This is a genomic window from Enterobacter sp. MALB-1 (assembly GCF_041021625.1).
GTDB lineage: Bacteria > Pseudomonadota > Gammaproteobacteria > Enterobacterales > Enterobacteriaceae > Enterobacter > Enterobacter oligotrophicus.
On sequence record NZ_JBDPJL010000001.1, the window covers coordinates 756,867 to 779,776 of the forward strand.

The window sequence follows — 22,910 nt, forward strand, 5'->3', positions numbered from 1 at the left end:
GATTTCTTACTGACATGGCAGCATCAGCTGCATACTGTTTTCAAGGTGTGAAGGTAACGAGAAGCGACACTGCTGGTTGTCTCCCCAGGTTACCAGGAATTGTTGATCCGGCTCTACCGCTCCCAGCCAGACGTGACCGTCGTCGGCCACCATGCCGATCTGCTGGCCGGTTTCCTGCAGGCGAACCAGGGCACCGAGAGGAGGAGTGCCGGACGTCGTCCGCAAAATGCCAGCAATATCGCTACCCGCTCGGGTAGCAATTTGGCGGTAACCAATCGCGCCTTCTGTCCATGTTGAGGTCATCACCCGGTTATCGACGTCAACACCCTCAGGCAGGTTGTTCATGTTGACCTGCACGCTGGCCGGGGTATAGCTGGAAAACGAGGGAAGTACGCCAATACCCGCCGCATTGGTTTCATCCCGAGAGACATTCAGCGGAATGTGACCAATGCCGTCTGTACTCACCATGACGCGTGGCTCATTACCATAGCTGCGACGATGGAGAGCAAGCCCTTTTGCCGTGCCAGTAAAGGAGCCATTCCAGCTCGCGCTCATCGAGTTGTATTCATTCGCTTTATAGCTACCCGACACGTTGAGATCGCCCAACGAAGAGTAATGTTGATAGTTGCCGCTGAACTGCGCGCCAGCATCGGCTTTTTCGCTCTCCGTCCCTGCGGAGACACCCCAGGTATTGTCCCGATCAGAGGTGTCATACCAGGAGACGTTCTGGCTCAGACTGTCGCTGTTGCGAAGGTCGTAGTTCAGGCGATGATCAGGGTCGAGCGGTACGCTGAGAGAGAGGTAGAACTGATTGTCATCGCCTTCGTCTTCATCTTCATAATGCGTTCTGCTCAACGATACCGTAATACCGAGGTTCTTCCAGCGGCCGATATCGAAGTTGTAGCCCGCCGTGAGGCTACCCGTCGTTGACGGTGAATCATCCCACCAGGTTTGTCGCAACATGCTCAAATAAAGGTTGAGTGAGAGCGCTGAAATGTACTGACTGGCCGTGACGCTCAGCGTCTGTTTTTCTGTCTGGTTGTCGTTGTCGTCATAATCCAGAAAGCGCGCGTAGCTGAGGAAACGCCGATCAGAGTAGCGATAGCTGGCGAGCGTAAGCTGGCTGCCTGTGGTGTCGAACCGTTTGCTGTAGTTGAAGCGGTAGCTATAACCTGTCTGAGCGTTTTGACCCGGTAGCTGGCTTGTGGCCTGAGTGACATCAAACGAGAGCGCACCCAGATACGCCATATTTTGTCCAAGCCCGGCGGCGATTGAGCGGTAATGATCGCCATCGGCAAGGGTTCCACCATACAAGGACGTTTGAGACAGCATGCCCCAGGAAAACTCGCCGCTCATAAACGCATTATCCTCAACATCATGCGAGGCGTCTTTGCGCGCTTTACCTGTCGCAATTTTGTAGCGAACCTGCCCTTTACGTGTCAAAAAAGGGACGGATTCGGCGGAAACCTGAAACGTACTGACCCGCCCATCCTCTTCTGTAACTTTGACATCCAGCGTCCCTTGCACCGACTGGTTGAGATCCTGGATAACAAACGGTCCCGGCGGAACTTTCGTTTGATAAATCACGCGGTCAGCAAGGCTCACCGTTACCGTAGCGTTTGTTTGGGCGATTCCCGATATTTGTGGGGCGTAGCCGCGTAGTGACCATGGCAACATGCGCTCATCGCTGATCAGTGAGGCTCCGGTATAGGTAAATCCATCGAAAATAGCGGACTGAAAATCCGTCTCTCCGAGCGTCAGCTTTGCTCCAATTGAAGGGAGCGGGCGGAACATATAAACGCGAGAGAAGCGTCCGTCGTGGTCTGAACCGCTTTCGGTATGCGTCTGGTTGTACTGGTAATCACTGCGTAGCCGCCATGGGCCCATATTCGCACCAGCAGTACCGTAGGTATTGGCATTATCAGAGCTGCCGCCACTCGTAGGTTGGTAATGGCTGGCAAAGAGGTTGTAATCCAGAAGTACGCCAGCGACGCCGTTGTCCCAGGTTGAGGGCGGCATCCAGTCGACCGAGCGGTACTGTAACCAGGCCTGGGGGACAGTAATTTTTAAGGTCTGGCTTGCCTGTTCAAAGGTAAATTTGATATCAGGCAATGATGTAAAATCAACGCAACCTTCTTTTTCGGGCAAGCTATTACGTATTTTATCCTGCAAGCCAAACGAATCAGCAAGCTCTGTTGGAATACAAACCTGAACAGCGTTGCCGACCTGTTTCCAGGTGAGTTGCCAGCCATTGGCCAGCGGAGTGTCATTAATTGAGACGGTGACGAAATAACGTCCTGGTACAATAGACGTTTGGTCTTTGAATTGGGTTAAATCTACACTGTCACGCTGATCTTTATCGATGGCATTAATATTGAATTCAGTACCAGAGGCGACTTTTGATATTAGCAGAATAGTAATGATGATTATCTTTTCTAATTTGTATTTCATCATCATATTGCTCAATGTAAATAAAAAATGCCGACTGGCATAAATACCAGTCGGTAGATAGCGAGGTGGGTATACTTATTTATACGCCAACACGTAGTTAGCAGTCGATTCAACCTGGCCCGCAGTAGCCGTTTTACCGCTCAGCACTTCCATCTGTGCTTTAAAATGCAGCGTTTGAGTGTCTGAACCTTCCAGTAATGCCACTTCCGTAGCGCTGCCGAGGGTGATGTTGGCTTCAGCATTATCCAGCAGACGAACGCCGACATTCTGAGCACCGCTTGCATAGGTGTTGCTCATCAGGTTGGTATCCGTAGCGTCTGTTGCTGCGCTGGTGAATGTGACATCGACTTTCGTTACCGGATCGGCGGTTTCATCGCCTGGATCGTCAAGCTGGCAGTTTTTCAGATTGATATCCACTGGAACTGGCGCGGATTTCTTATTGGCATTGATAACGTCTGTCGTAACCTGGCCAAGATCAATTTCTTTATCCACGCTGTCTGGTGCAATACTGCATGGTGCGTCGATAATAACGCCTTTGAATGTGATCTTACCTGAGCCCTGGTCGTCAGCAAAAGCGGAACCAGAGAAAATGGTCGCCATTACAGCAGCTAACAATACCTTTTTACCTGTATGCATGAAAATATCCTTTTCCAAATTAATTCACATCCTGAATGCTATTTTCAGAATAATGCCATAAAAGTATAACTGTCGACAGTAACGCAATGCGATTAATATGACTTAAAAATAATTGTAGTTAGGGTTAAAATATAAATAGTGATAATTGTAAGTGGATGATTTTCGAAAATTGTAGAGATAATACCTGACTTTTAATGTGCGTCTTATAATGGATGAAAATATCTTATAAAAAACTTGATTATTATAGTCCAGGCAGGCGAGGGTGATAGTGGAAATTATTCATCTTAATAATAGTATGCTGTTCGCATAAAAATGTGCGCTTTCGTTTTTCCGAAAGCGCAGATGGCATCAACCAATGCCGGATGTCTGGAGTAAAACCAGGCTTAATCCCATTACAGACATCCCACACAGCACGCCGTAACTAGGATTATTATTCGGGTCTATCTCTTTCGCCAGGGGCATGAGTTCATCAACCGACAGCGCAACCATAATTCCTGCAACGGCTGCCATAATAGCGGCCACCACAACAGGGGAAACCAGGCTGCCGAGTATCAACCACGCCAGCACGCCGCCAAGAATTTCAGCCATACCGGAAATTCCCGCCCAGAAAACGGCGGTGCGTTTTGAACCTGTCGCAGCATAAACCGGTCCGGCAACGGCCAGTCCTTCAGGAATATTGTGTAAGGCCACCGCCAGCGCCACCCCAAAACCCATCTCCAGGTTGCTGCTGGCCGTGACATACGTGGCGACGCCTTCCGGGAAGTTATGCAGGCTGATACCGAGCGTCAGCAGAATGGCCGTTCGTTTGATATTACCCGGAATGGGGGTAACGCTTTTTTGCATCAAGTCCTGAGGGTGCGCGTGCGGCAGCATGCGGTCGAGGGCAAAGTAACCCAGCAGGCCCAATACAAACATGCCGTAGCCCAGAACCGGAGACATTCCCTCGGTGTGAAGCGCTGCGGGCAGCATCTCCATCAGAGAGATAAGCAGCATGATCCCGGCGGCAAAACCCAGAGAAAAAGCCAGCACGCGGTTAGACGGCTTTTGGCCGAGTACGCCGAGTATCGCGCCTATGAAGGTAGCGGCACCCGCAAGTAGGGTCAAAATCAAGGGTACTGACATTCACCTCTCCTGTATCTGTTCCTGATATTCAAATTTCCTGATGATGATCGTCATGGTTATCTGCGTTCATCTTTCCCACATTGCGCGTAATCTGACACCATCAAATTGACATCTTCTGTAAGGATATCATCATGACTTCTCCCCGTATGCCAGCACTGTTTTTAGGCCACGGCAGCCCAATGAACGTGCTGGAAGATAACGTCTATACCCGCGCATGGCGTCATCTGGGTGAGACGTTGCCGCGTCCGAAAGCCATTGTGGTGGTGTCTGCACACTGGTTTACCCGTGGTACAGGCGTCACCGCGATGGAAGCGCCGAAAACTATCCATGATTTTGGCGGCTTCCCGCAGGCGCTGTATGACACACATTACCCGGCACCCGGATCGCCTGAGCTGGCACAGCAACTTGTCGATTTACTGGCACCTGTTCCTGTCGCGCTGGATAAAGAGGCCTGGGGTTTTGACCACGGTTCATGGGGCGTGCTTATTAAAATGTATCCTGATGCCGATATCCCGATGGTGCAACTGAGCATCGACAGTACCAAACCGGCAGCCTGGCATCTGGAGATTGGCCGCAAGCTGGCGACGCTGCGTGATGAAGGCATCATGCTGGTGGCGAGTGGTAACGTGGTGCATAACCTGCGCACAGCGCGCTGGCACGGCGAAAATACACCCTACCCGTGGGCGACCTCCTTCAACGGCTTTGTCAAAGAAAACCTCACCTGGAAAGGCCTGGCGGAGCAGCACCCGCTGGTGAACTATCTGGATCACGAAGGTGGCTCGCTCTCTAACCCGACGCCGGAACACTTCCTGCCGCTGTTGTATGTATTGGGTGCATGGGATGGTGAGGAGCCGATTACCGTCCCGGTAGACGGTATTGAGATGGGCAGTTTGAGTATGCTGTCGGTGCAGGTGGGGTAAAAACATGCCCGGTGGCGCTACGCTTACCGGTCCTGCAAAACCGTAGGCCGGGTCAGGCGAAACCGCCACCCGGCAGGACTTACTCCACAAAAATATGCGGATAGAACCGTGACAGATCCTGCGTGATCAGCGCGCGATCTTCACGGATGCCAATCCCGGCGGGCTGATCGTTGATGAGCCAGCTACCAATCAGCGTATAGCTGTCGCCAAATTTCGGCAGTTGATAGAATTCCTGGACGATCATCCCTTCCTCACCGTATGGCCCTTCAACCGCTTCCAGCGTTTTGCCGTTTTCGATAATCGACACGTTCGCCCCTTCGCGGGAGAAGATCGGCTTAACGACGTATTTTTCCATTGGCGGGAAGTCGTCTTCGGCAAAGTATGCTGGCAGCAGGTTAGGATGGTCCGGGAACATCTCCCACAGCATCGGCAGCAGGGCTTTATTGGAAATAATGCTTTTCCACGCCGGTTCCAGCCAGCGCACGCCAGCGTCTTCCAGTTTGGTGGAGAACATCTCGCGCAGCATATATTCCCACGGATAGAGCTTGAACAGGTTACTGATCACCTGATCCTGCAGATCGGTGAACTGACCTTTCTCGCCCAGACCGATGTCCTCGATATAAAGGAATTCGGTCGCGACTTCCGCTTCAGCCGCACAATCCTGCAGATACTGAACCGTCCCGCGATCCTCTACCGTATCGCGACAGCAGGCGAGATGGAGCAGGTTGAAACCATGCTGTTCACGTAGCTCTGCGAAACGTTCAATCAGCTTCTCCTGCAGGCTGTTGAACTGATCGCTCCCTTCCGGCAGGTTCCCTGCATTGACCTGATCTTCCAGCCAGATCCACTGGAAGAACGCGGCTTCATACAGCGAGGTCGGGGTATCGGCGTTGTTTTCCAGCAGCTTCGGTTCACCCACACCGTCCCAGGCCAGGTCAAGGCGAGAGTAAAGCGACGGCTGGCTGGTTTTCCACGACTGACGAACAAAGCTCCAGGTATGCTTCGGGATACGGAATTTGGCCATCAGCTCATCGCTATCGATAACCTTTTCCACCACCTTCAGGCACATCTGGTGCAGCTCAGCGGTCACCTCTTCCAGTTTCTCGACCTGGGCGAGCGTGAGCGTGTAGTAGGCATCTTCACACCAGTACGGCTCGCCATACATGGTGTGAAAGTTAAAACCGTACTCAGTGGCTTTTTCGCGCCAGTCCGGGCGCTCAACAATACTCACTCGTTCCATGATCAGCCGCCCATTGAGCGAGTTGAGGTGCCGGTCGCGCTACGCTGCATGGTGGTTTGTTTCGCCACAGACTCCCCGAAACCGCCACGGGTAATGGTGCTGGTGGTCGCCGGTTTTGGTGCCATCGCCGTTTTCGGTACGGTCATGGTACGGCCAGGTGTTGCTGCACCGTAGTTCTTGCCGCTGGCATCGGTGTATTTACCGTAAGCTGGGCTGTTAGGATTTTTAGAGCTAAACAGCGGCTGCTGCTGGTAGCCTGCACCGCCGCTCATCAGTCGGCCCATCATGTAACCGGCCATTAACGGCATCCAGAAGCTGCCGCTGGACTGCGCCTGTGCCTGGTTTTCCGGTGCCATTCCCGCCTGCGCCGGTGCCTGCTGGCACTGACCTTCACCAAATTCAGCCACACAGTCTTCGCGTGAGGCGTACTTCGGCGCGGTTCGTTCCGCTTCTTTCAGGGCGTTGTTATAAGCCGTGGTACATTCTGCTGTTTTGCCGGTAGCTGTCGAGCAGTCGTCCGCGTTCTGATACAACGAAACCGTTTCGTCGCTTTTCTCACAACCCGCCAGCATAAAGACGGCGGTGATCGCCAGCGCAACAGGGGTGAGATGACGCGCGTTCCAGCTCTTGCGGAACGAAGCGTGGTTAATCGTTTTTGTCCGTTTCATCTTTGTCTTCCAGGACCCAGTGGTAATAACGCTCAGGATAGAGGATGAGTGGTTGAAAATGAAGCGAAGAGGGGCGGAATCAGGGGGATCTTTACGTTGGCTTACGTTCGGATGTGATTTTGCGCCAGGTGGCGCTGCGCTTACCCGGCCTACGATTAAGTAGGCCCGATAAGCGAAGCGCCATCGGGCAAGGCTTAGTTACGGAACGGATTGCTACCGTTGCTGGCAGGCGTTGTGCTACGCGCTGCCGCTGGCTGTGCGGCTGGCGCGCTGCCGTTACCGTTAAAGTTATCAACGGCGGCAACCTGATCAGGGTTCTCCGGCGCGACGCTTTCTGGCGACGTTGAAACCGGTTTGCCCAGCGTGCTGTTCAGCATCTGCAGATCCTGCTCGTTCAGCGTACCCAGTGCTTGTTTAATGTTCAGCTGGTTAATCAGGTACTGGTAACGCGCGCTGGAAAGTTGCTGTTTGGCGTTGTACAGCGTGGTTGTTGCATCCAGAACGTCGACAATGGTACGCGTACCAACGGAATAGCCCGCTTCCATCGCATCCAGTGAACTTTGAGCCGAGACAACAGCCTGTTTGTAGGCGTTAATGCTGCTGATCGAAGCGTTCACGTTGTTGAACGAAGAACGTACCGTCTGCACCACGTTGCGATGGGCGCTTTCCAGTTGCTCGCTTGCGCCAACAAAGTTGTACTGCGCCTGTTTCACCTGGGAGTTTACCATTCCGCCCTGGTACAGCGGCAGGGAGAAGCTCAGGCCGACTTTATTCTGGCCCGCGTTGCTGTCGTCATATTGCGCCGTGTTGGTTTTAGAACCGTTATAGGTGGTATCAGATACCCCGGTCGAGGCGCTCAGACTCAGCGTTGGCAAATGACCATCCTGCGCCTGACGAATCTGCTCGCGCGCCAGATCCTGGCTCAGACGCGCCTGAAGCAAGGTCAGGTTGCGGTTTTCCGCTTCTTTAAGCAGCGCATTGACGGCTTGCGGTTTGTCCGTTTTGAAGCTGTCCACGTTCAGAGAAGCCAGCTCAGGGTAGTAGTTACCGGTGACCTGACGCAGTGATTCCAGCGCATTATCAAGGTTGTTACGCGCGGTCACTTCGTTAGCCAGCACGGTGTCGTACTGTGAACGGGCGTTTTGCACGTCGGTGATCGCGACCAGACCCACGTTGAAGCGTTGAGTGGTTTGATCCAACTGACGGTAAATGGCCTGTTTCTGCGCTTCGGTGTAGGAGAGCGCGTCAATGGCGCTCAGCACGTTGAAATACGCGGTGGCGGTGTTCAGGATCAGCGTTTGCTGATCGGTCTGATACGTCACATCCTGGATACCTGCGCTTTTTTCCTGCAGGGTCAGGGCACGCCATTTGGACATATCAAACAGCGTCTGGGTTAACTGCAGCGACGCACTGGTGGCATTGGAGTTAATGCCGTTGTTATCGCGGAAACCGTTACTGTAGGTATAATCTGCACCCAGGCCCAACTGCGGCAGCAGCGGACTACGTGCTTCGTTAATCTTTTCAAACGCAGCATCACGATCGGCCGCTGATTTACGTAAATCAGGGTTGCCCAGACGTGCCTGCTGGTAGACCTGTAGCAGGTTCTCTGCCTGGCTCATTGCACTGAAGCCCGTCAGGCTCAGGCCGATAAGGATGGGGAGCAATTTCTTCATTTGCATTCCTTGTTGTGAAGCAGTATTAGCGCTGATCTAATTAAAAATAATTGCCGATTCTAACAGAATCATCCACACCAAAAGGTTGGCGTTACGTGCCATCTGGCGGTAATTTGCACCAATCTACCATATAGCCTTACAAACGGCAGCCAAACAGCCTTGAAATTCACAATTTCATCACCATTGCTACCAGGACTCGACTCATGCAAAAACCAGAAAAGTTGCCCGTGACATTCGCCAAAAACGATGTAGAAATTATTGCACGAGAAACGCTATATAGCGGTTTTTTTTCAATGGATCTTTACCGTTTCAGGCATCGCCTGTTTAACGGTGAGATGAGCGGCGAAATTAAACGCGAAATTTTTGAGCGCGGGCATGCGGCAGTCTTGCTACCCTTTGACCCAGTGCGTGATGAAGTGGTGCTGGTTGAACAGATCCGCATTGCCGCTTACGACACCAGTGAAAGCCCGTGGTTGCTGGAGATGGTGGCCGGGATGATCGAAGAGGGTGAATCGGTTGAAGACGTCGCCCGCCGCGAGGCGCTGGAAGAAGCAGGTCTGGTGGTTGGCCGCACGAAACCGGTGCTGAGCTATCTGGCAAGCCCTGGCGGCACGAGCGAGCGTTTGTCCATTATGGTGGGCGAAGTGGATGCCACGACCGCGGAAGGTATTCACGGTCTGGTCGATGAAAACGAAGATATTCGGGTTCATGTGGTGAGCCGGGAACAGGCTTACCAGTGGGTAGAAGAGGGGACAATCGACAACGCAGCGTCTGTCATCGCCCTGCAATGGCTGCAACTGCATCATCAGACATTACGACACGAGTGGAAAAAATGAAGCGTTATACACCTGACTTCCCAGAAATGATGCGCCTGTGCGAAACCAATTTCGCACAGCTGCGCCGCCTGTTGCCACGAAATGACGCACCCGGCGAAACGGTAAGCTATCAGGTGAGCAACGCGCAGTATCGGTTAACGATAACAGAATCAACGCGCTACACTACGCTGGTGGAAATTGAGCAAACGGCTCCCAGTATTAGCTACTGGAGCCTGCCGTCGATGACGGTGCGCCTCTACCACGATGCGATGGTCGCTGAAGTGTGTTCAAGCCAGCAGATCTTTCGCTTCAAAGCGCGGTATGATTATCCGAATAAAAAGTTGCATCAACGCGACGAAAAGCATCAAATTAACCAGTTTTTAGCTGACTGGCTAAGATATTGTTTAGCACATGGAGCAATGGCGATTCCGGTTTGTTAGCGTCATAAACCTACCTAAGGACACCATTTGGAAAGCCTGTTGAACCTGACTGTTGCTGGTGGGACGCCAGTCAGGATATTACAAATCACCGATACCCACCTTTTTGCCGAAAAGCATGAGACTCTGCTGGGCGTAAACACCTGGGAGAGTTATCAGGCCGTACTTAGCGCGATCCATGCCGAAAACCGCGCATGCGATTTGATCGTCGCAACGGGCGATCTGGCGCAGGATCAATCCTCCGCAGCCTATCAGCATTTCGCTGAAGGGATCGCGAGCTTCAGCGTGCCTTGCGTCTGGCTACCGGGTAATCACGATTTCCAGCCTGCGATGTACAGCTCGCTTCAGGAGGCAGGGATATCGCCGGCAAAGTGTGTATTTACAGGTGACCATTGGCAAATCCTGCTGCTCGACAGCCAGGTGTTTGGCGTCCCGCACGGTGAGCTGAGCGATTTTCAGCTCGAATGGCTGGAGAAAAAGCTGGCTGCCGAACCGGAGCGTAATACGCTGCTGTTGCTTCATCATCACCCGCTGCCTGCGGGTTGTAGCTGGCTTGACCAGCACAGCTTGCGCAACTCTGCGGCGCTGGACAGCGTGCTGGTGAAATTCCCGCGGGTGAAAAATCTGCTGTGCGGACACATTCACCAGGAACAGGATCTCGACTGGAATGGCCGCCGACTGCTGGCGACACCGTCCACCTGCGTTCAGTTTAAGCCGCACTGCGCCAACTTTACCCTGGATACCATCGCGCCGGGCTGGAGATGGCTGGAATTGCATGCGGATGGCTCGCTGACAACCGAAGTCTGCCGTTTATCAGGGACAAAATTCCGTCCTGATACCGCTTCAGAAGGCTATTGATGTCTACGCTCCTCTATCTGCACGGGTTCAACAGTTCGCCACGTTCTGCGAAAGCGACACAATTTCGCCAGTGGCTGAGCGAGCATCATCCACACATTGAGATGATTGTTCCGCAACTGCCACCTTACCCGGCGGATGCGGCGGAAATGCTGGAATCTGTGGTGCTTGAACACGGCGGGGAGTCCTTTGGCATTGTCGGGTCGTCGCTTGGGGGTTACTACGCGACCTGGCTGTCACAATGCTTTATGCTGCCCGCTGTCGTTGTTAATCCGGCGGTACGGCCCTTTGAGCTGTTGCGGGACTTTCTTGGTGAAAACGAGAACCCCTACACCGGGCAGCAATATGTGCTAGAGTCACGCCATATTTACGATCTCAAAGTTATGCAGGTAGACCCGCTTGAAGCGCCCGATCTCATCTGGCTGCTGCAACAGACGGGTGATGAAGTGCTGGATTACCGCCAGGCAGTGGCGTATTACGCATCCTGCCGCCAGACTATAGAAGAGGGCGGAAACCATGCTTTCACGGGCTTTGAAGATCATTTCACCCAGATTGTCGATTTTCTTGGACTGCACAGCCTCTGACAATCAATGCGAATTGCTAGCTTAAATCATGACGCAAACCTATAACGCTGATGCCATTGAGGTACTCACCGGGCTTGAGCCGGTTCGCCGCCGTCCGGGGATGTACACTGATACGACGCGCCCAAACCACCTGGGCCAGGAAGTGATTGATAACAGTGTGGACGAAGCGCTGGCAGGCCATGCCAAACGCGTCGACGTTATCCTGCATGCCGATCAGTCGCTGGAAGTCATCGACGACGGGCGCGGCATGCCGGTAGACATCCACCCGGAAGAGGGCGTGCCAGCCGTTGAGCTGATCCTCTGCCGTCTGCATGCGGGCGGTAAGTTCTCCAACAAAAACTACCAGTTCTCAGGTGGTTTGCACGGCGTGGGTATCTCCGTTGTTAACGCCTTGTCTAAACGCGTGGAAGTGAATGTCCGTCGCGACGGCCAGATCTACAATATTGCGTTTGAAAATGGCGAAAAAGTCCAGGATTTGCAGGTCGTCGGGACATGCGGCAAACGCAACACCGGCACCAGCGTTCACTTCTGGCCTGACGAAAGTTTCTTCGACAGCCCGCGTTTTTCCGTTTCCCGCCTGACGCATCTGCTGAAAGCGAAAGCAGTGCTGTGCCCCGGCGTGGAAATTACCTTTAAAGACAACGTCAACAACACCGAGCAGACCTGGCGCTACGAAGATGGTCTGAACGACTATCTGTGCGAAGCGGTCAACGGCCTGCCGACGCTGCCGGAAAAACCGTTTGTCGGTAATTTTACCGGTGATACCGAAGCGGTGGACTGGGCGTTGCTGTGGCTGCCGGAAGGCGGTGAGCTGCTCACAGAAAGCTACGTCAACCTGATCCCGACCATGCTCGGCGGGACGCACGTTAACGGCCTGCGTCAGGGGTTGCTGGACGCGATGCGCGAGTTCTGCGAATACCGCAACATTCTGCCGCGCGGCGTGAAGCTGTCGGCAGAGGATATCTGGGATCGCTGCGCCTATGTGCTCTCCGTGAAGATGCAGGACCCGCAGTTTGCTGGCCAGACTAAAGAGCGTCTCTCTTCACGCCAGTGTGCGGCGTTCGTCTCCGGTGTGGTGAAAGATGCATTCACCCTGTGGCTGAACCAGAACGTTCAGGCGGCAGAGATGCTGGCTGAAATGGCTATCTCCAGCGCCCAGCGTCGTCTGCGCGCGGCGAAGAAAGTGGTGCGTAAAAAGCTGACCAGCGGCCCTGCGCTGCCGGGCAAGCTGGCTGACTGCACCGCGCAGGATCTCAACCGTACCGAACTTTTCCTCGTGGAAGGGGACTCGGCAGGCGGATCGGCCAAGCAGGCACGCGATCGTGAATATCAGGCGATCATGCCGCTCAAGGGTAAGATCCTCAACACCTGGGAAGTCTCTTCTGATGAAGTGCTGGCCTCGCAGGAAGTGCATGATATTTCGGTGGCGATCGGTATCGATCCGGACAGCGACGATCTGAGCCAGCTACGCTACGGCAAAATCTGTATCCTCGCGGATGCGGACTCCGATGGTCTGCACATTGCCACGCTGCTGTGCGCGCTGTTCGTGAAGCACTTCAGAACGCTTGTGAAAAACGGTCACGTTCATGTTGCGCTGCCGCCGCTGTACCGTATCGACCTCGGCAAAGAGGTTTACTACGCGCTGACGGAAGAAGAGAAAGCGGGCGTGCTGGAGCAGTTGAAGCGTAAGAAGGGCAAACCGAACGTGCAGCGCTTTAAAGGGCTGGGTGAGATGAACCCGATGCAACTGCGTGAAACCACGCTGGACCCGAATACCCGCCGTCTGGTGCAGCTGACGATCAGCGACGAAGACGAACAGCAAACCAACGCCGTAATGGATATGCTGCTTGCCAAGAAACGTTCGGAAGACCGACGTAACTGGCTGCAGGAGAAAGGCGATATGGCGGATATTGAAGCCTGATGCCCTGACCCTCTCCTGAGCAGGAGAGGGGCTTCAAAACAGCCGCTCAGTGGCCAGAATGATTTTTCCGGTACTGCAGCGGCGTCTCCCCAATCCCCTTTTTAAACGCGCTGATAAACCACGTGACGTCAGAAAACCCGACCCGCGTGGCGATCTCACGCACGCTCGCATCCGAGTGAAGCAGGCATTCACACGCCTTACGCAGCCGTAGCGTATTCAGATAATCATGAATTTTCTCGCCCGTTTCCGCATGGAATTTTCGTGACACATAGCTTCGCGATTTACCCAGTTCTTCTGCCAGCGCATCCAGCCGAAATTTCTCCTGATAATGCTCATCCAGCCAGAACATCACCTGGCTGGCGATCCCCTGGCTGTTGCCCGGCGCTCCGTCGTTGTCATCAGGCAGCATGGCAAACAGGCTGATCAGCAGCCCCGCAATGCCCTCGCTGTTCATGGGCGTCTGATAGCAGCTAAACAGATGGTCAATATGGCTATGACAGTGCGCCAGATCCGCCACCCATGCCTCTCCGCCCCGGCGTGAAAGCACTTGCAGCCGCTGCTGAGTATGTGGGAAATCGCGAAGGGCTTTCAGCACGGCGTGCTGGTCAAGATGAATAATCGTGCGCCGATAAAGGGACTCTGCCTGCTCGTCGACCATCACCTTATGCAGGGTAAAAGGCGGGAAGAAAAATAGGCGTCCGGGACGCATGGTGTAGTGACGGTTATCGACAATCGCCACGCCAAACCCTTCTTCTACATAAAGAATTTCCAGACACTGGTGCCAGTGATGATAGCGAACGGTGTTCGCAAAGAGGCGACTGAACGACACCACGGTATCGTTCAGCGTGATCAGCTCCAGATGATCGGACGTCGGCGTATCGCGCATAGTGCAATAAAACTCAATTTTTCCCCACTGGAATGTATTTATAAACCACCTTTTTAAATTTTCTCAACTGTGGGTTTATTCATCGTTCACACCTGTGACATGGCTAACATTTCTGCACCTTGCGGATTCACTATGCTTTGCCGCAGTTGATTACGAGGGTGAACCTATGTGGGCGGCAAACAAAGAAAAATCAAATCCGTTGTCTTCACGCCAGGATGTGGTGGCGTCATTAAACGCGATGCTGGGCGCGCTGGATAAACAGTTTCCGGCAGAAAGTTCGCGTTTCTCGCTGGGTGATACCTGCGCGCATTACGCGACGGATATTGCGCAGATGGAAGGGCTTTCCCGCGCGTTGTGGGGGCTGTTTCCGCTGATGGCATCCGGCGAGTCCACGCCGTTCAGCGAGAAATACATCACGGCGATTAAGCAAGGAACCGATCCGCAAAACGCAGGCTACTGGGGCGAAACCGGGCCATACGATCAGCGCCTGGTGGAGATGGCGGCTTACGGTCTGGGGCTTTCTCTGTTGGGAGATAAACTCACCGAATGCTTCACTGAGCGTGAAGTGATGAATCTGCACGCGTGGCTCAACCAGATCACCGACGCGCAGATGCCGGACAGTAACTGGAACTATTTTGCCATTATGGTGCAGCTTGGTTTCAAACGCGCCGGGCTGCCGTATGACCAGGCCGCGGTTGACCGCCGTTTTGCAATGATGGATGCCTATTACCTGGGCGACGGCTGGTATTCCGATGGGGCGGGCCGCCCGAAAGACTATTACATCTCAATGGCGTTTCACTTCTATGGCCTGATTTACGCCACGCTAAGCGGTGATGAAGAGAGGGCGATAGTCTTGCGCGAACGTTCTCGTCTGTTTGCTGAAGACTTTATCTACTGGTCCGCTGCAGATGGTGCATCGGTGCCGTTTGGCCGTAGCCTGACCTACCGCTTTGCGATGGTCGCCTTCTGGAGCGCGGTGGCCTTTTCCGGGCTGGAGGTATTCACACCAGGCGTTGTGAAGGGCATTGTGCTGCGTCATCTGCGCTGGTGGCAACAGCAACCCATTATCGATCGCGACGGTATTCTGACCCTCGGGTTTGCGTATCCGAACCTGGCCATGTGCGAAGATTACAACTCCCCCGGATCGCCATACTGGGCGCTGAAAACCTTTCTGATCCTGGCACTGCCGGAAGAACACCCGTTCTGGCAGGCGGAAGAACAACCGCTGCCCGCGCTTGCAGAAAAACATGTGATCCCGCATGCGCAGCAGATCCTGATGCATTCAAATGGCTCACAGCACGTCACAATGCTCACTGCCGGACAGCTTGAGCTGAACAACTACGTCAACACCGAAGCCAAATACACCAAATTTGCCTACTCCAGCCGCTTTGGTTTCACCATTGAGCGCGGACGCTTTGGCCTGAAACATGCCGCCTGCGACTCCATGCTGCTGCTGGCGGACGGGGACAACTATTTCCGCGGACGCCGCGAGTGTGAAGCGGTGCGAGTCGAGGAAAATTACATTTTCTCTCGCTGGTCGCCGTGGCATGACGTGCATATCGAAACCTGGCAAGTGCCGTTTGGGGAGTGGCATCTGCGTCTGCACCGCATTAACAGTGGGCGAACCCTGCAAACGGCGGAAGGCGGCTTTGCGGTGATGAAAACCGAACACCAGATCCGCGATCGTGGCTGTTACCTGGCGGCAGAAAATGGCAGCAGCGCGATTGTCGATCTCTCGCCGGTAATTACGCGCGAACCGGACAGCATGGTCACGCCACCCAACAGCAGCGTGATGTTCCCGGAGTGTGCCGCCATTCCGCTGCTCAAAACTGACATTCCGCAAGGAGAGAGCTGGCTGTGCTGTGCCGTTACGGCCAGTGAAAAACAAAAATATTTTGCGGTCACGCCGCAGCTGAATATTACCCATAACCAGGTCGTTATTCGCGAACCCGGAAGCGAACGCCAGCTGTCGTTCACCTTATAAAAACTCTGGCCCCTACACGTCGGCGAGGATGGTATGAAAAACACATCTACAACGAACAAAACCGAATATTACAAAATCAGCAGTTTTATTTTTCTCTACTTCTTTACCTGGTCAGCCAGTATTGGCTTGCTGGCCATCTGGCTCGGCCAGAAAGCGAATCTCAGCGGTTCGGTGATTGGCACGGTATTCGCGGTTAACGGCGTCTTCTCCGTTATTCTTAAACCGATTTACGGCTATATTCTCGATAAAATCGGCATGAGCAAATATCTGCTCTATTTTGTAGTGGCGATGTCTGCTCTGATGGCACCGTTCTTTATTTACGTTTACCAGCCTCTGCTGATGTCCAACACCATGCTGGGGATTATTATCGGTGCGCTCTATTTAAGTTTTGCCTGGTATGCGGGCGTGGCGGCATGCGAATCCTATTCCGATCGTTTCAGTCGCTTAAACGGCATGGAGTTTGGTCAAATCCGTATGTGGGGATCGCTCGGCTGGGCGGTGGCGTCGTCCTTCTCCGGGCTGCTGTTTAATCTCTCTCCGGCATATAACTTCATTATGGGCAGCGTGGCCTCAGTGGTGATGCTGATTGTCCTGCTGAGCCTGAAAGTGAACACTAACTCCGCTCATGCAGGTGAGGTGTTAACCAAAGAGAAAATCGCCCCGTCAGATGTGTATGCCCTGCTGCGGAACCGTAAATTCTGGGCGTTCTGCCTGTATGTGGCGGGTGTGGCGTGGATGATGTTTATTGCTGAACAGCAGTTCTCGCGTTATTTCGTCACCTTCTTCGATGATATCCACCAGGGCAATGCGGTGTTTGGTTATCTGGGAACCGTCCAGTCGGGGATGGAGTTCGTCATGTATATGGTGATCCCGCTGTTTGTAAACTTTATTGGTGCCAAGCGCGGGCTGTTAATTGTCGGGCTGGTGGTGGGTGCGCGTCTGATTATTTCCGGTCTGTGCGATTCGCATCTATTAATCTCGATCCTTAAGCCGCTGTACGGCCTGGAAATTTGTCTGCTGCTGGTCTCTGTCTTTAAATATATCGCCGAGCATTTCGATAAACGCGTAAACGCCACGATGTATTTGCTGGGCTATCAGGCGATGCTGTATGTCGGCAATGTGGTGGTCTCTTCCCCGGCCGGATATCTCTATGACCGCATCGGCTTTGAGCAGACATATATCATCATGGGCGCTACCGCGCTGACCTTTACCCTTATTTCTGTCTTTACGTTATCCGCCTGCCAGAGTAAATGGCGCGGCGCACAAACGATGAATATTGCAGAACACAATCCAACCCGATAATTACGCCGTCAAAGAAGGAACCGAAATATGTTAAGTCGTATCAAAGAGGAACGCCTGCCCGCGATTTCTGAGCCTGTTGATCCACGTGCATTTAGCGATGAACTTAGCTCGGCGCGCAGCCATGTCCTCGACCTGATTAGCCGTCATTTAACGGAATTCGGTGAGCAATTCCCGGCGGAAACCTGCAAAGAGGGGTTTTATCCGCTGACTGACAACGTGGAGTGGACCACCAGCTTCTGGACCGGTCAGCTGTGGCTGGCGTGGGAGATGAGCGGCGAGGAGAAATTCCGCGCGATGGCGGAAAAACATGTGCGTTCGTTTGGCCTGCGCATCGCCGGGCGCAACGACACCAACACTCACGATCTGGGCTTCCTCTACACACTCTCCTGCGTGGCGGCCTGGCGGCTGACGGGTAACCGGGAGGCGCGTGGCTTCTCGTTGCTGGCGGCGGAAGCCTTACTGGAACGCTTCCATGAGAAGGCGAAGATCATTCAGGCGTGGGGGGATCTGGCCGATCCGGAGCAGGCCGGACGCATGATCATCGACTGCAACATGAACCTGCCGCTGCTCTACTGGGCGACCGAACAAACGGGCGATCCGCGCTTTGCTGACGCCGCAAAAGCGCACGTGATGCAGGCGGCGACGTATCTCATTCGTGAAGATGCCTCGACGTTCCACACCTACTATATGGATGTGGAAACCGGTGCGCCGCGCTACGGCAACACGCAGCAAGGTTATGCCGATGACTCCTGCTGGTCGCGCGGGCAGGCGTGGGGGATTTACGGCTTCCTGCTGAGCTATATCTATACCGGCGATGAGACAATGATTGCCCTGTCAAAACGGCTGGCGAACTACTTCCTCAACCGTCTGCCGGAAGACAACGTCTGCCACTGGGATCTGGCGCTGGTGGGCACCGATGCGTTGCGTGATTCTTCCTCGGCGGCGATTGCGGTGTGTGGGCTGCTGGAGCTGGTGAAACATCTGCCGGTCACAGATCCGGATCGCGAACGTTACCTCGAATGGGCGAAAGGGATTATGTCCTCGCTGACAAAGCACTATCTGATGGGCAAAGACGAAAAGGGCAACGGGCTGCTTAAGCACTCGGTGTATCATCTGGCGAGCAATAAAGGCGTGGATGAGTGTGCGAGCTGGGGCGATTACTTCTACGTTGAGGCACTGGTGCGTTTTACGCAGAGCTGGAAACTGTACTGGTAAAAACAGTCGGGGGGCGACCCCCGACTGCCGGGTTACGCCTTAGGAATACGCAGCGTCTGGCCGGGATAAATTTTGTCCGGGCTGGAGAGCATCGGGCGGTTAGCCTCAAAAATCTTGTTGTACTGGTTGGCATCGCCGTACACGGTTTTGGAGATGGCGCTCAGGGTATCGCCTGATTTCACCGTATAGTAAGTGGCTTCATCTTTGGCGTCGGTCGCGGTGATATTGTTCTCAACCTCGCTGACGCCCGCGATGTTCCCGACGGCGACCTGGATTTTCTCTTTCTGCTCCTGAGTCAGCCCGTCGCCCGTCACGCTGGCTTTGCCGTCGGTAACGTTAACCTGAACTTTATCTGAGCCGGGAATATTGAGTTTTTTGAGGTGCTCGGTGATTTTGTCGCCCTGACCTTTGTGGTCGGTCAGGTTATCCCACAGCTTTTCGCCTGCTTCTTTTACAAAGTTAAAAAGACCCATTCCATCCTCCTGTTAATCATGAAGTCAGAATAAGCATAGCAGTTGGGTTTTAAGGTGATAAAAAAAGCCCGGCGGCGCTAACGCTTACCGGGCCTGGATGGGTTCTCCCTCTCCCTGTGGGAGAGGGCGGGGTGAGGGGAAACTTAAACCCCTTGCTCCAGAATACGGATATGGGTTTCCAGAACGTCACCCTTCACCGCGTCGCTCCAGGCTTTCATGTGTGCGGTTTGCAGATGCGCCTCAAGATGCGCTACGGTTTCCCACTGCTCAACCATGATAATGGAGTCTGGCGCGGTCGCCTGGAAGCTCGCGTCTGTGGCAGCATCCACCATCGGCGCATAGCCATGGCAGCCTTCTTCTTTCAGTACGGTCGGGATAATCTTCGCGAACTGATCCAGCACCGCCTGGCGATGATGTTGGCCTGGACGAGTACGGATTTCAGCAATAACGGTAAGCATGGTTAACTCCTTCTAATTCCAGGCTACCAGTTAAGCAAAAATTTCTGCGAGATGCTTGCGATATTCTGCGATATAGCGCGGGACATCCGGCATTTTAATCACGTCGTTGACGATAAAGGTCGGCAGCGGCTCCATGCCCAGGAACTGATTCGCCTTGTGGAACGGCAGATACGCGCCGTCGACGCCCACGCCTTCGAAGAACTGATCTTTCTCGGTGAAGGCTTCCATCGGGGCATTCCAGGTCAGGGACAGCATATATTTTTTGCCCTGAATCAGGCCGCCGGAACCGTATTTTTTGGACGCGTCTGAACGGGTACGGCCATCGCTGGCATACAGTGAGCCGTGACCTTCGGTGAACACGTCATCCATGTATTTTTTTACCGTCCACGGCGCGCCCATCCACCAGCCCGGCATCTGCCAGATCACTACGTCCGCCCACAGGAAATTCTGCACTTCGGCTTTTACGTCATAATCGCTGTCCGCGCGCACGACCTTAACATCATGTCCGGCGTCGCGCAGGAAACCGTCCGCGACCTCGGTCAGGGTGTCATTCAGCTGGCCTTTAGAGTGCGCAAATTCTTTCGCGCCGTTGATAATCAGAATGTTGCTCATTATTTGTCCTCGGAGAAGAGAGTATGCCGGGTATTCTACGCGCGAGGGCGTAACGGTAAAATGAGCAAAATGTGCAAAGTCTTTTGCCTGAGCAGCAATAATCCCTCACCAGTTGACGTTAACCTCAAATCCACCGTCTGCGGCATTCGCCAGCGACACACGCATACCGTGAAGCGCAGCAATGCGCTTCACAATCGACAATCCCAGCCCGCTGCCCGTTTCATCCTGCCCTGGCGGGCGATAAAAGCGCTCACCGATCCGGGCCAGCGCGTCCGGTGAAATACCGGTGCCATTGTCGCGCACGGTAAAGCTGCGCGCGTCCAGCGTAACGTCCACCACGCTGCCGCGCGGGCTGTAACGCACGGCATTATCCAGCAGGTTGCGCACCAGCAGGCTCAGCAGCAGTGGCTGCCCGTTGCGCGTGGCCTGCGGTGCGTTGACGTTGAGCCGAACGTCGATACCTGCCTGCTGTGCCGGATGATAAATATCCATCACCGCAGACTGCAGTAAATCAGCCATTGTCACCGGTTCGACATCGTCCAGGTTGTCCAGCGAATCCAGGCGCGACAGCGTGAGGAGCTGATCCACCAGACGTGAGGCGCGGTCGATACCCGCATGAAGCTGCGACAGGGCTTTAGATTGTGCCTCAGGATCGTCCAGATAGAGCTGCGCCACGTCGGTTTGCACCTTCAGCGCGGCTAACGGGCTGCGCAATTCGTGGGCGGCATCGGAGGTGAAGCGGCGCTCGCGAGTCATCATCTCCTGGGTGCGGGCAAACAGATGATTCAGCGCGTCGAGCAGTGGACGAACCTCTGTGGGCACGCCTTGTGTCGGCAGTGAATCGGTGGCGTCAGGTGAGCGTGAACGCAGCGTCTGCGCCAGCTTTTTCAACGGCTTCAGTTCGCGGCTTAACAGGACGATAAGCAACAGCAGCATCAGGGGCAGCGCCACCAGCCACGGCGTCAGCTGGGAACTGACCACGTCCAGCGCCATCTCCTGCCGATACTCCCACTCCTGGCCGACCACCACGCGGTATTTACCGTCTGGCGACGTCAGCCATAAAAAGCGCCATTCGTCGTTATCGTCCTGAAGCCGTCCGTCATCGAACCCATCCCGGCGATAGTGGTACGGAATATCGCGCCCGTTCTCGCCGTCGTTAAGCACCATTTTGCCGTCAGTCGTGAAGATGGCGAAGGCCAGCGCGTCGTCGTCCAGATGCCCGTGTCTGGCTTTTTTCGGCACCTCGCGCATGCGTTCTGGCGCGCGAAGCTCGTTAAGTTCCATCGTCAGCAGCCGTTTGGCGAACAGCATTTGTTGGGTATCGAACAGTTTATCGAGCTTATGGGTGGTCTGTTGCCAGGCCACCACGCTTGCGGCAAACCAGGCCGCCAGCGACAGCAACAGGAAAAGAAGCGTCAGACGCAGCTTCAGGCTCAGGCGTTGGGTCAGTTTCATGCGTCACCCAGGGTATAGCCGATGCCGTGGACGGTGCGGATAAACCCGCTGCCGAGCTTGCGGCGCAGGTGATGAACGTGAACCTCCACGGCGTTACTGGAGACATCGTCATCCCAGTTATAAAGTTTTTCTTCGATATGTTTACGCGGCAATACGCGGCCTGCATTGCGCATCAGCAGTTCCAGCAGGGCGAACTCTTTCGGTTTGAGCGCCAGCGTTTCGCCATCCCGCATGGCGACAAGACTTGTCGGATCGAGCGTGACGTTGCCGTGACGTAGCTCGCTGCGCGTCTGGCCGTGGCTGCGGCGCACCAGCGCTTCAAGGCGGGCAGCCACTTCAAGCAGCGCGAACGGCTTGCACAGGTAATCATCTGCGCCCAGACGCAGCCCTTCGACGCGCTGGTTCAGCGCATCCCGCGCGGTCAGGATCAGTACCGGCTCACTGCGTCCGCTTTCGCGCCAGGCGCGCAGGATCTCCAGCCCGTCGATTTCCGGCAGCGTCAGGTCGAGCACCACGGCATCATAGGGGGCGCTGTACAGTGCAGTCTGGCCGGTTTTCCCGTCGGTAAACCAGTCCACGCTAAACCCCATTTTGCTTAAGCCCGCTTTGATGCCATCGCCGATTAACTTGTCGTCTTCTACCAGTAAAATGCGCATGTTCGCTCCTTGATGCCGTCAGTAAACCCTCTGCATAAGCCCGCTGTACAGTAAAAATAAATAAATTTTCCCCTTAAGAAGTTGTTAAGGTTTACCCTGTTTAATGGACTGCGAAACGACATTAAAGGGAGAGATTAATATGAAAAAATTCGCTGCTATTGCGGCCATCATGATGATGACCACCGCGCCGGTCTTTGCTGCACAGGGTGGTTTTAACGGCCCGTCTGCAACCGCAACCCAGACGCAAACCCAGCAGGGCGGTTTTGTCGATAACAACGCTAACCTGACGACGGCGGCAAAAGTGAAAGATCTGAAGGACGATGCCTGGGTGAAGCTGCGCGGGAACATCACCGAGCGCCTGTCCGATGACCGCTACACCTTCCGCGATGAAACCGGCACGGTAGTGGTCGAGATTGACCACAAGCGCTGGAACGGCGTGACCGTGACGCCGCAGGATAAAGTGGAACTGCAGGGGAAAGTCGACAAAGACTGGAACGAATTCGAAATCGACGTGAAGCAGGTTATCAGGCTGAACAAATAATGCAGA

The 22,910-nt window shown here is 54.3% G+C and carries 22 protein-coding genes; 10 read left to right on the forward strand and 12 right to left on the reverse strand.

Annotated features, from left to right (window positions below; all coding sequences use genetic code 11):
* Positions 1-6: 6 nt before the first annotated feature.
* The 3 genes from ABGB15_RS03660 to zupT all read right to left on the reverse strand — a co-directional run bounded on the left by ABGB15_RS03660 (position 7) and on the right by zupT (position 4,209).
* Complete coding sequence (locus ABGB15_RS03660; RefSeq protein WP_215722492.1) at positions 7-2,451, reverse strand: fimbria/pilus outer membrane usher protein; 2,445 nt, start codon at positions 2,449-2,451, stop codon at positions 7-9.
* Between the two features lie 75 nt (positions 2,452-2,526).
* Positions 2,527-3,087, reverse strand: a complete 561-nt coding sequence (locus tag ABGB15_RS03665; RefSeq protein ID WP_215722493.1) for a fimbrial protein — start codon at positions 3,085-3,087, stop codon at positions 2,527-2,529.
* Positions 3,088-3,435: 348 nt separating this feature from the next.
* A complete protein-coding gene (gene zupT, locus ABGB15_RS03670; protein ID WP_369064111.1) occupies positions 3,436-4,209 on the reverse strand; it encodes a zinc transporter ZupT in 774 nt (257 codons plus the stop codon).
* Between the two features lie 131 nt (positions 4,210-4,340).
* Here zupT and ygiD point away from each other — a divergent pair, with 131 nt between their 5' ends.
* A complete protein-coding gene (gene ygiD / locus ABGB15_RS03675) occupies positions 4,341-5,129 on the forward strand; it encodes a 4,5-DOPA dioxygenase extradiol (protein ID WP_215722494.1) in 789 nt (262 codons plus the stop codon).
* 79 nt (positions 5,130-5,208) lie between these two features.
* Here the strand turns inward: ygiD and ABGB15_RS03680 are convergent, their stop codons facing one another.
* The 3 genes from ABGB15_RS03680 to tolC all read right to left on the reverse strand — a co-directional run bounded on the left by ABGB15_RS03680 (position 5,209) and on the right by tolC (position 8,710).
* Positions 5,209-6,369 (reverse strand): glutathionylspermidine synthase family protein, encoded by a 1,161-nt coding sequence (locus tag ABGB15_RS03680; protein WP_152082257.1) that lies wholly within the window; start codon positions 6,367-6,369, stop codon positions 5,209-5,211.
* A gap of 2 nt (positions 6,370-6,371) precedes the next feature.
* Positions 6,372-7,037, reverse strand: a complete 666-nt coding sequence (locus ABGB15_RS03685; protein WP_215722495.1) for a DUF1190 family protein — start codon at positions 7,035-7,037, stop codon at positions 6,372-6,374.
* Between the two features lie 194 nt (positions 7,038-7,231).
* Positions 7,232-8,710, reverse strand: a complete 1,479-nt coding sequence (tolC, locus tag ABGB15_RS03690) for an outer membrane channel protein TolC (protein ID WP_152082255.1) — start codon at positions 8,708-8,710, stop codon at positions 7,232-7,234.
* A 203-nt stretch (positions 8,711-8,913) separates the two neighbouring features.
* On the opposite strand from tolC, the gene nudF reads away from it, so the two are divergent.
* From nudF to parE, 5 genes are read left to right on the forward strand one after another with little or no spacing between them, the layout of a single operon-like run.
* Positions 8,914-9,546, forward strand: a complete 633-nt coding sequence (gene nudF, locus ABGB15_RS03695) for an ADP-ribose diphosphatase (protein ID WP_152082254.1) — start codon at positions 8,914-8,916, stop codon at positions 9,544-9,546.
* On the forward strand, positions 9,543-9,965 hold the full coding sequence (locus ABGB15_RS03700; protein WP_003862516.1) for a DUF1249 family protein: 423 nt from the start codon (positions 9,543-9,545) through the stop codon (positions 9,963-9,965). The genes nudF and ABGB15_RS03700 overlap by 4 nt, the downstream gene beginning before the upstream one ends.
* A 27-nt stretch (positions 9,966-9,992) precedes the next feature.
* The gene (gene cpdA, locus ABGB15_RS03705) at positions 9,993-10,820 is read left to right on the forward strand and encodes a 3',5'-cyclic-AMP phosphodiesterase (protein WP_215722496.1); all 828 of its coding nucleotides are present in this window, start codon (positions 9,993-9,995) and stop codon (positions 10,818-10,820) included.
* The gene (yqiA, locus tag ABGB15_RS03710) at positions 10,820-11,401 is read left to right on the forward strand and encodes an esterase YqiA (protein ID WP_152082252.1); all 582 of its coding nucleotides are present in this window, start codon (positions 10,820-10,822) and stop codon (positions 11,399-11,401) included. The genes cpdA and yqiA overlap by 1 nt, the downstream gene beginning before the upstream one ends.
* A gap of 28 nt (positions 11,402-11,429) precedes the next feature.
* A complete protein-coding gene (gene parE, locus ABGB15_RS03715) occupies positions 11,430-13,322 on the forward strand; it encodes a DNA topoisomerase IV subunit B (RefSeq protein ID WP_152082251.1) in 1,893 nt (630 codons plus the stop codon).
* Between the two features lie 46 nt (positions 13,323-13,368).
* Here parE and ABGB15_RS03720 read toward each other — a convergent pair whose 3' ends face one another.
* A complete protein-coding gene (locus tag ABGB15_RS03720) occupies positions 13,369-14,208 on the reverse strand; it encodes an AraC family transcriptional regulator (protein WP_215722497.1) in 840 nt (279 codons plus the stop codon).
* Between the two features lie 166 nt (positions 14,209-14,374).
* On the opposite strand from ABGB15_RS03720, the gene ABGB15_RS03725 reads away from it, so the two are divergent.
* The 3 genes from ABGB15_RS03725 to ABGB15_RS03735 are packed head-to-tail and all read left to right on the forward strand — an operon-like array spanning position 14,375 to position 18,709.
* Positions 14,375-16,192 (forward strand): DUF2264 domain-containing protein, encoded by a 1,818-nt coding sequence (locus ABGB15_RS03725; protein ID WP_215722498.1) that lies wholly within the window; start codon positions 14,375-14,377, stop codon positions 16,190-16,192.
* Positions 16,193-16,225: 33 nt separating this feature from the next.
* Complete coding sequence (locus tag ABGB15_RS03730; RefSeq protein WP_152082248.1) at positions 16,226-17,494, forward strand: oligosaccharide MFS transporter; 1,269 nt, start codon at positions 16,226-16,228, stop codon at positions 17,492-17,494.
* Positions 17,495-17,521: 27 nt separating this feature from the next.
* Positions 17,522-18,709: a glycoside hydrolase family 88 protein gene (locus tag ABGB15_RS03735; protein ID WP_152082247.1), complete on the forward strand. Its 1,188-nt coding sequence runs from the start codon at positions 17,522-17,524 to the stop codon at positions 18,707-18,709.
* 32 nt (positions 18,710-18,741) lie between these two features.
* Here the strand turns inward: ABGB15_RS03735 and lysM are convergent, their stop codons facing one another.
* From lysM to qseB, 5 genes are all read right to left on the reverse strand, one after another.
* A complete protein-coding gene (gene lysM / locus ABGB15_RS03740; protein ID WP_014885249.1) occupies positions 18,742-19,182 on the reverse strand; it encodes a peptidoglycan-binding protein LysM in 441 nt (146 codons plus the stop codon).
* A gap of 143 nt (positions 19,183-19,325) precedes the next feature.
* The gene (locus ABGB15_RS03745) at positions 19,326-19,640 is read right to left on the reverse strand and encodes a putative quinol monooxygenase (RefSeq protein ID WP_008502984.1); all 315 of its coding nucleotides are present in this window, start codon (positions 19,638-19,640) and stop codon (positions 19,326-19,328) included.
* A 30-nt stretch (positions 19,641-19,670) separates the two neighbouring features.
* Positions 19,671-20,252 carry an NAD(P)H-dependent oxidoreductase gene (locus ABGB15_RS03750; RefSeq protein WP_152082246.1) on the reverse strand — a complete coding sequence of 194 codons (582 nt, stop codon included), beginning with the start codon at positions 20,250-20,252 and terminating at the stop codon, positions 19,671-19,673.
* A gap of 105 nt (positions 20,253-20,357) precedes the next feature.
* Entirely contained in the window at positions 20,358-21,707 is a 1,350-nt protein-coding gene (qseC, locus tag ABGB15_RS03755; RefSeq protein ID WP_215722499.1) for a quorum sensing histidine kinase QseC, read from the reverse strand.
* Positions 21,704-22,363: a quorum sensing response regulator transcription factor QseB gene (qseB, locus tag ABGB15_RS03760; protein WP_152082244.1), complete on the reverse strand. Its 660-nt coding sequence runs from the start codon at positions 22,361-22,363 to the stop codon at positions 21,704-21,706. Before qseB ends, qseC begins: the two co-directional genes overlap by 4 nt.
* A 139-nt stretch (positions 22,364-22,502) precedes the next feature.
* On the opposite strand from qseB, the gene ABGB15_RS03765 reads away from it, so the two are divergent.
* Positions 22,503-22,904, forward strand: coding sequence for a YgiW/YdeI family stress tolerance OB fold protein (locus ABGB15_RS03765; protein ID WP_152082243.1), 402 nt, complete (start codon positions 22,503-22,505; stop codon positions 22,902-22,904).
* The last annotated feature ends 6 nt before the right edge of the window (positions 22,905-22,910 follow it).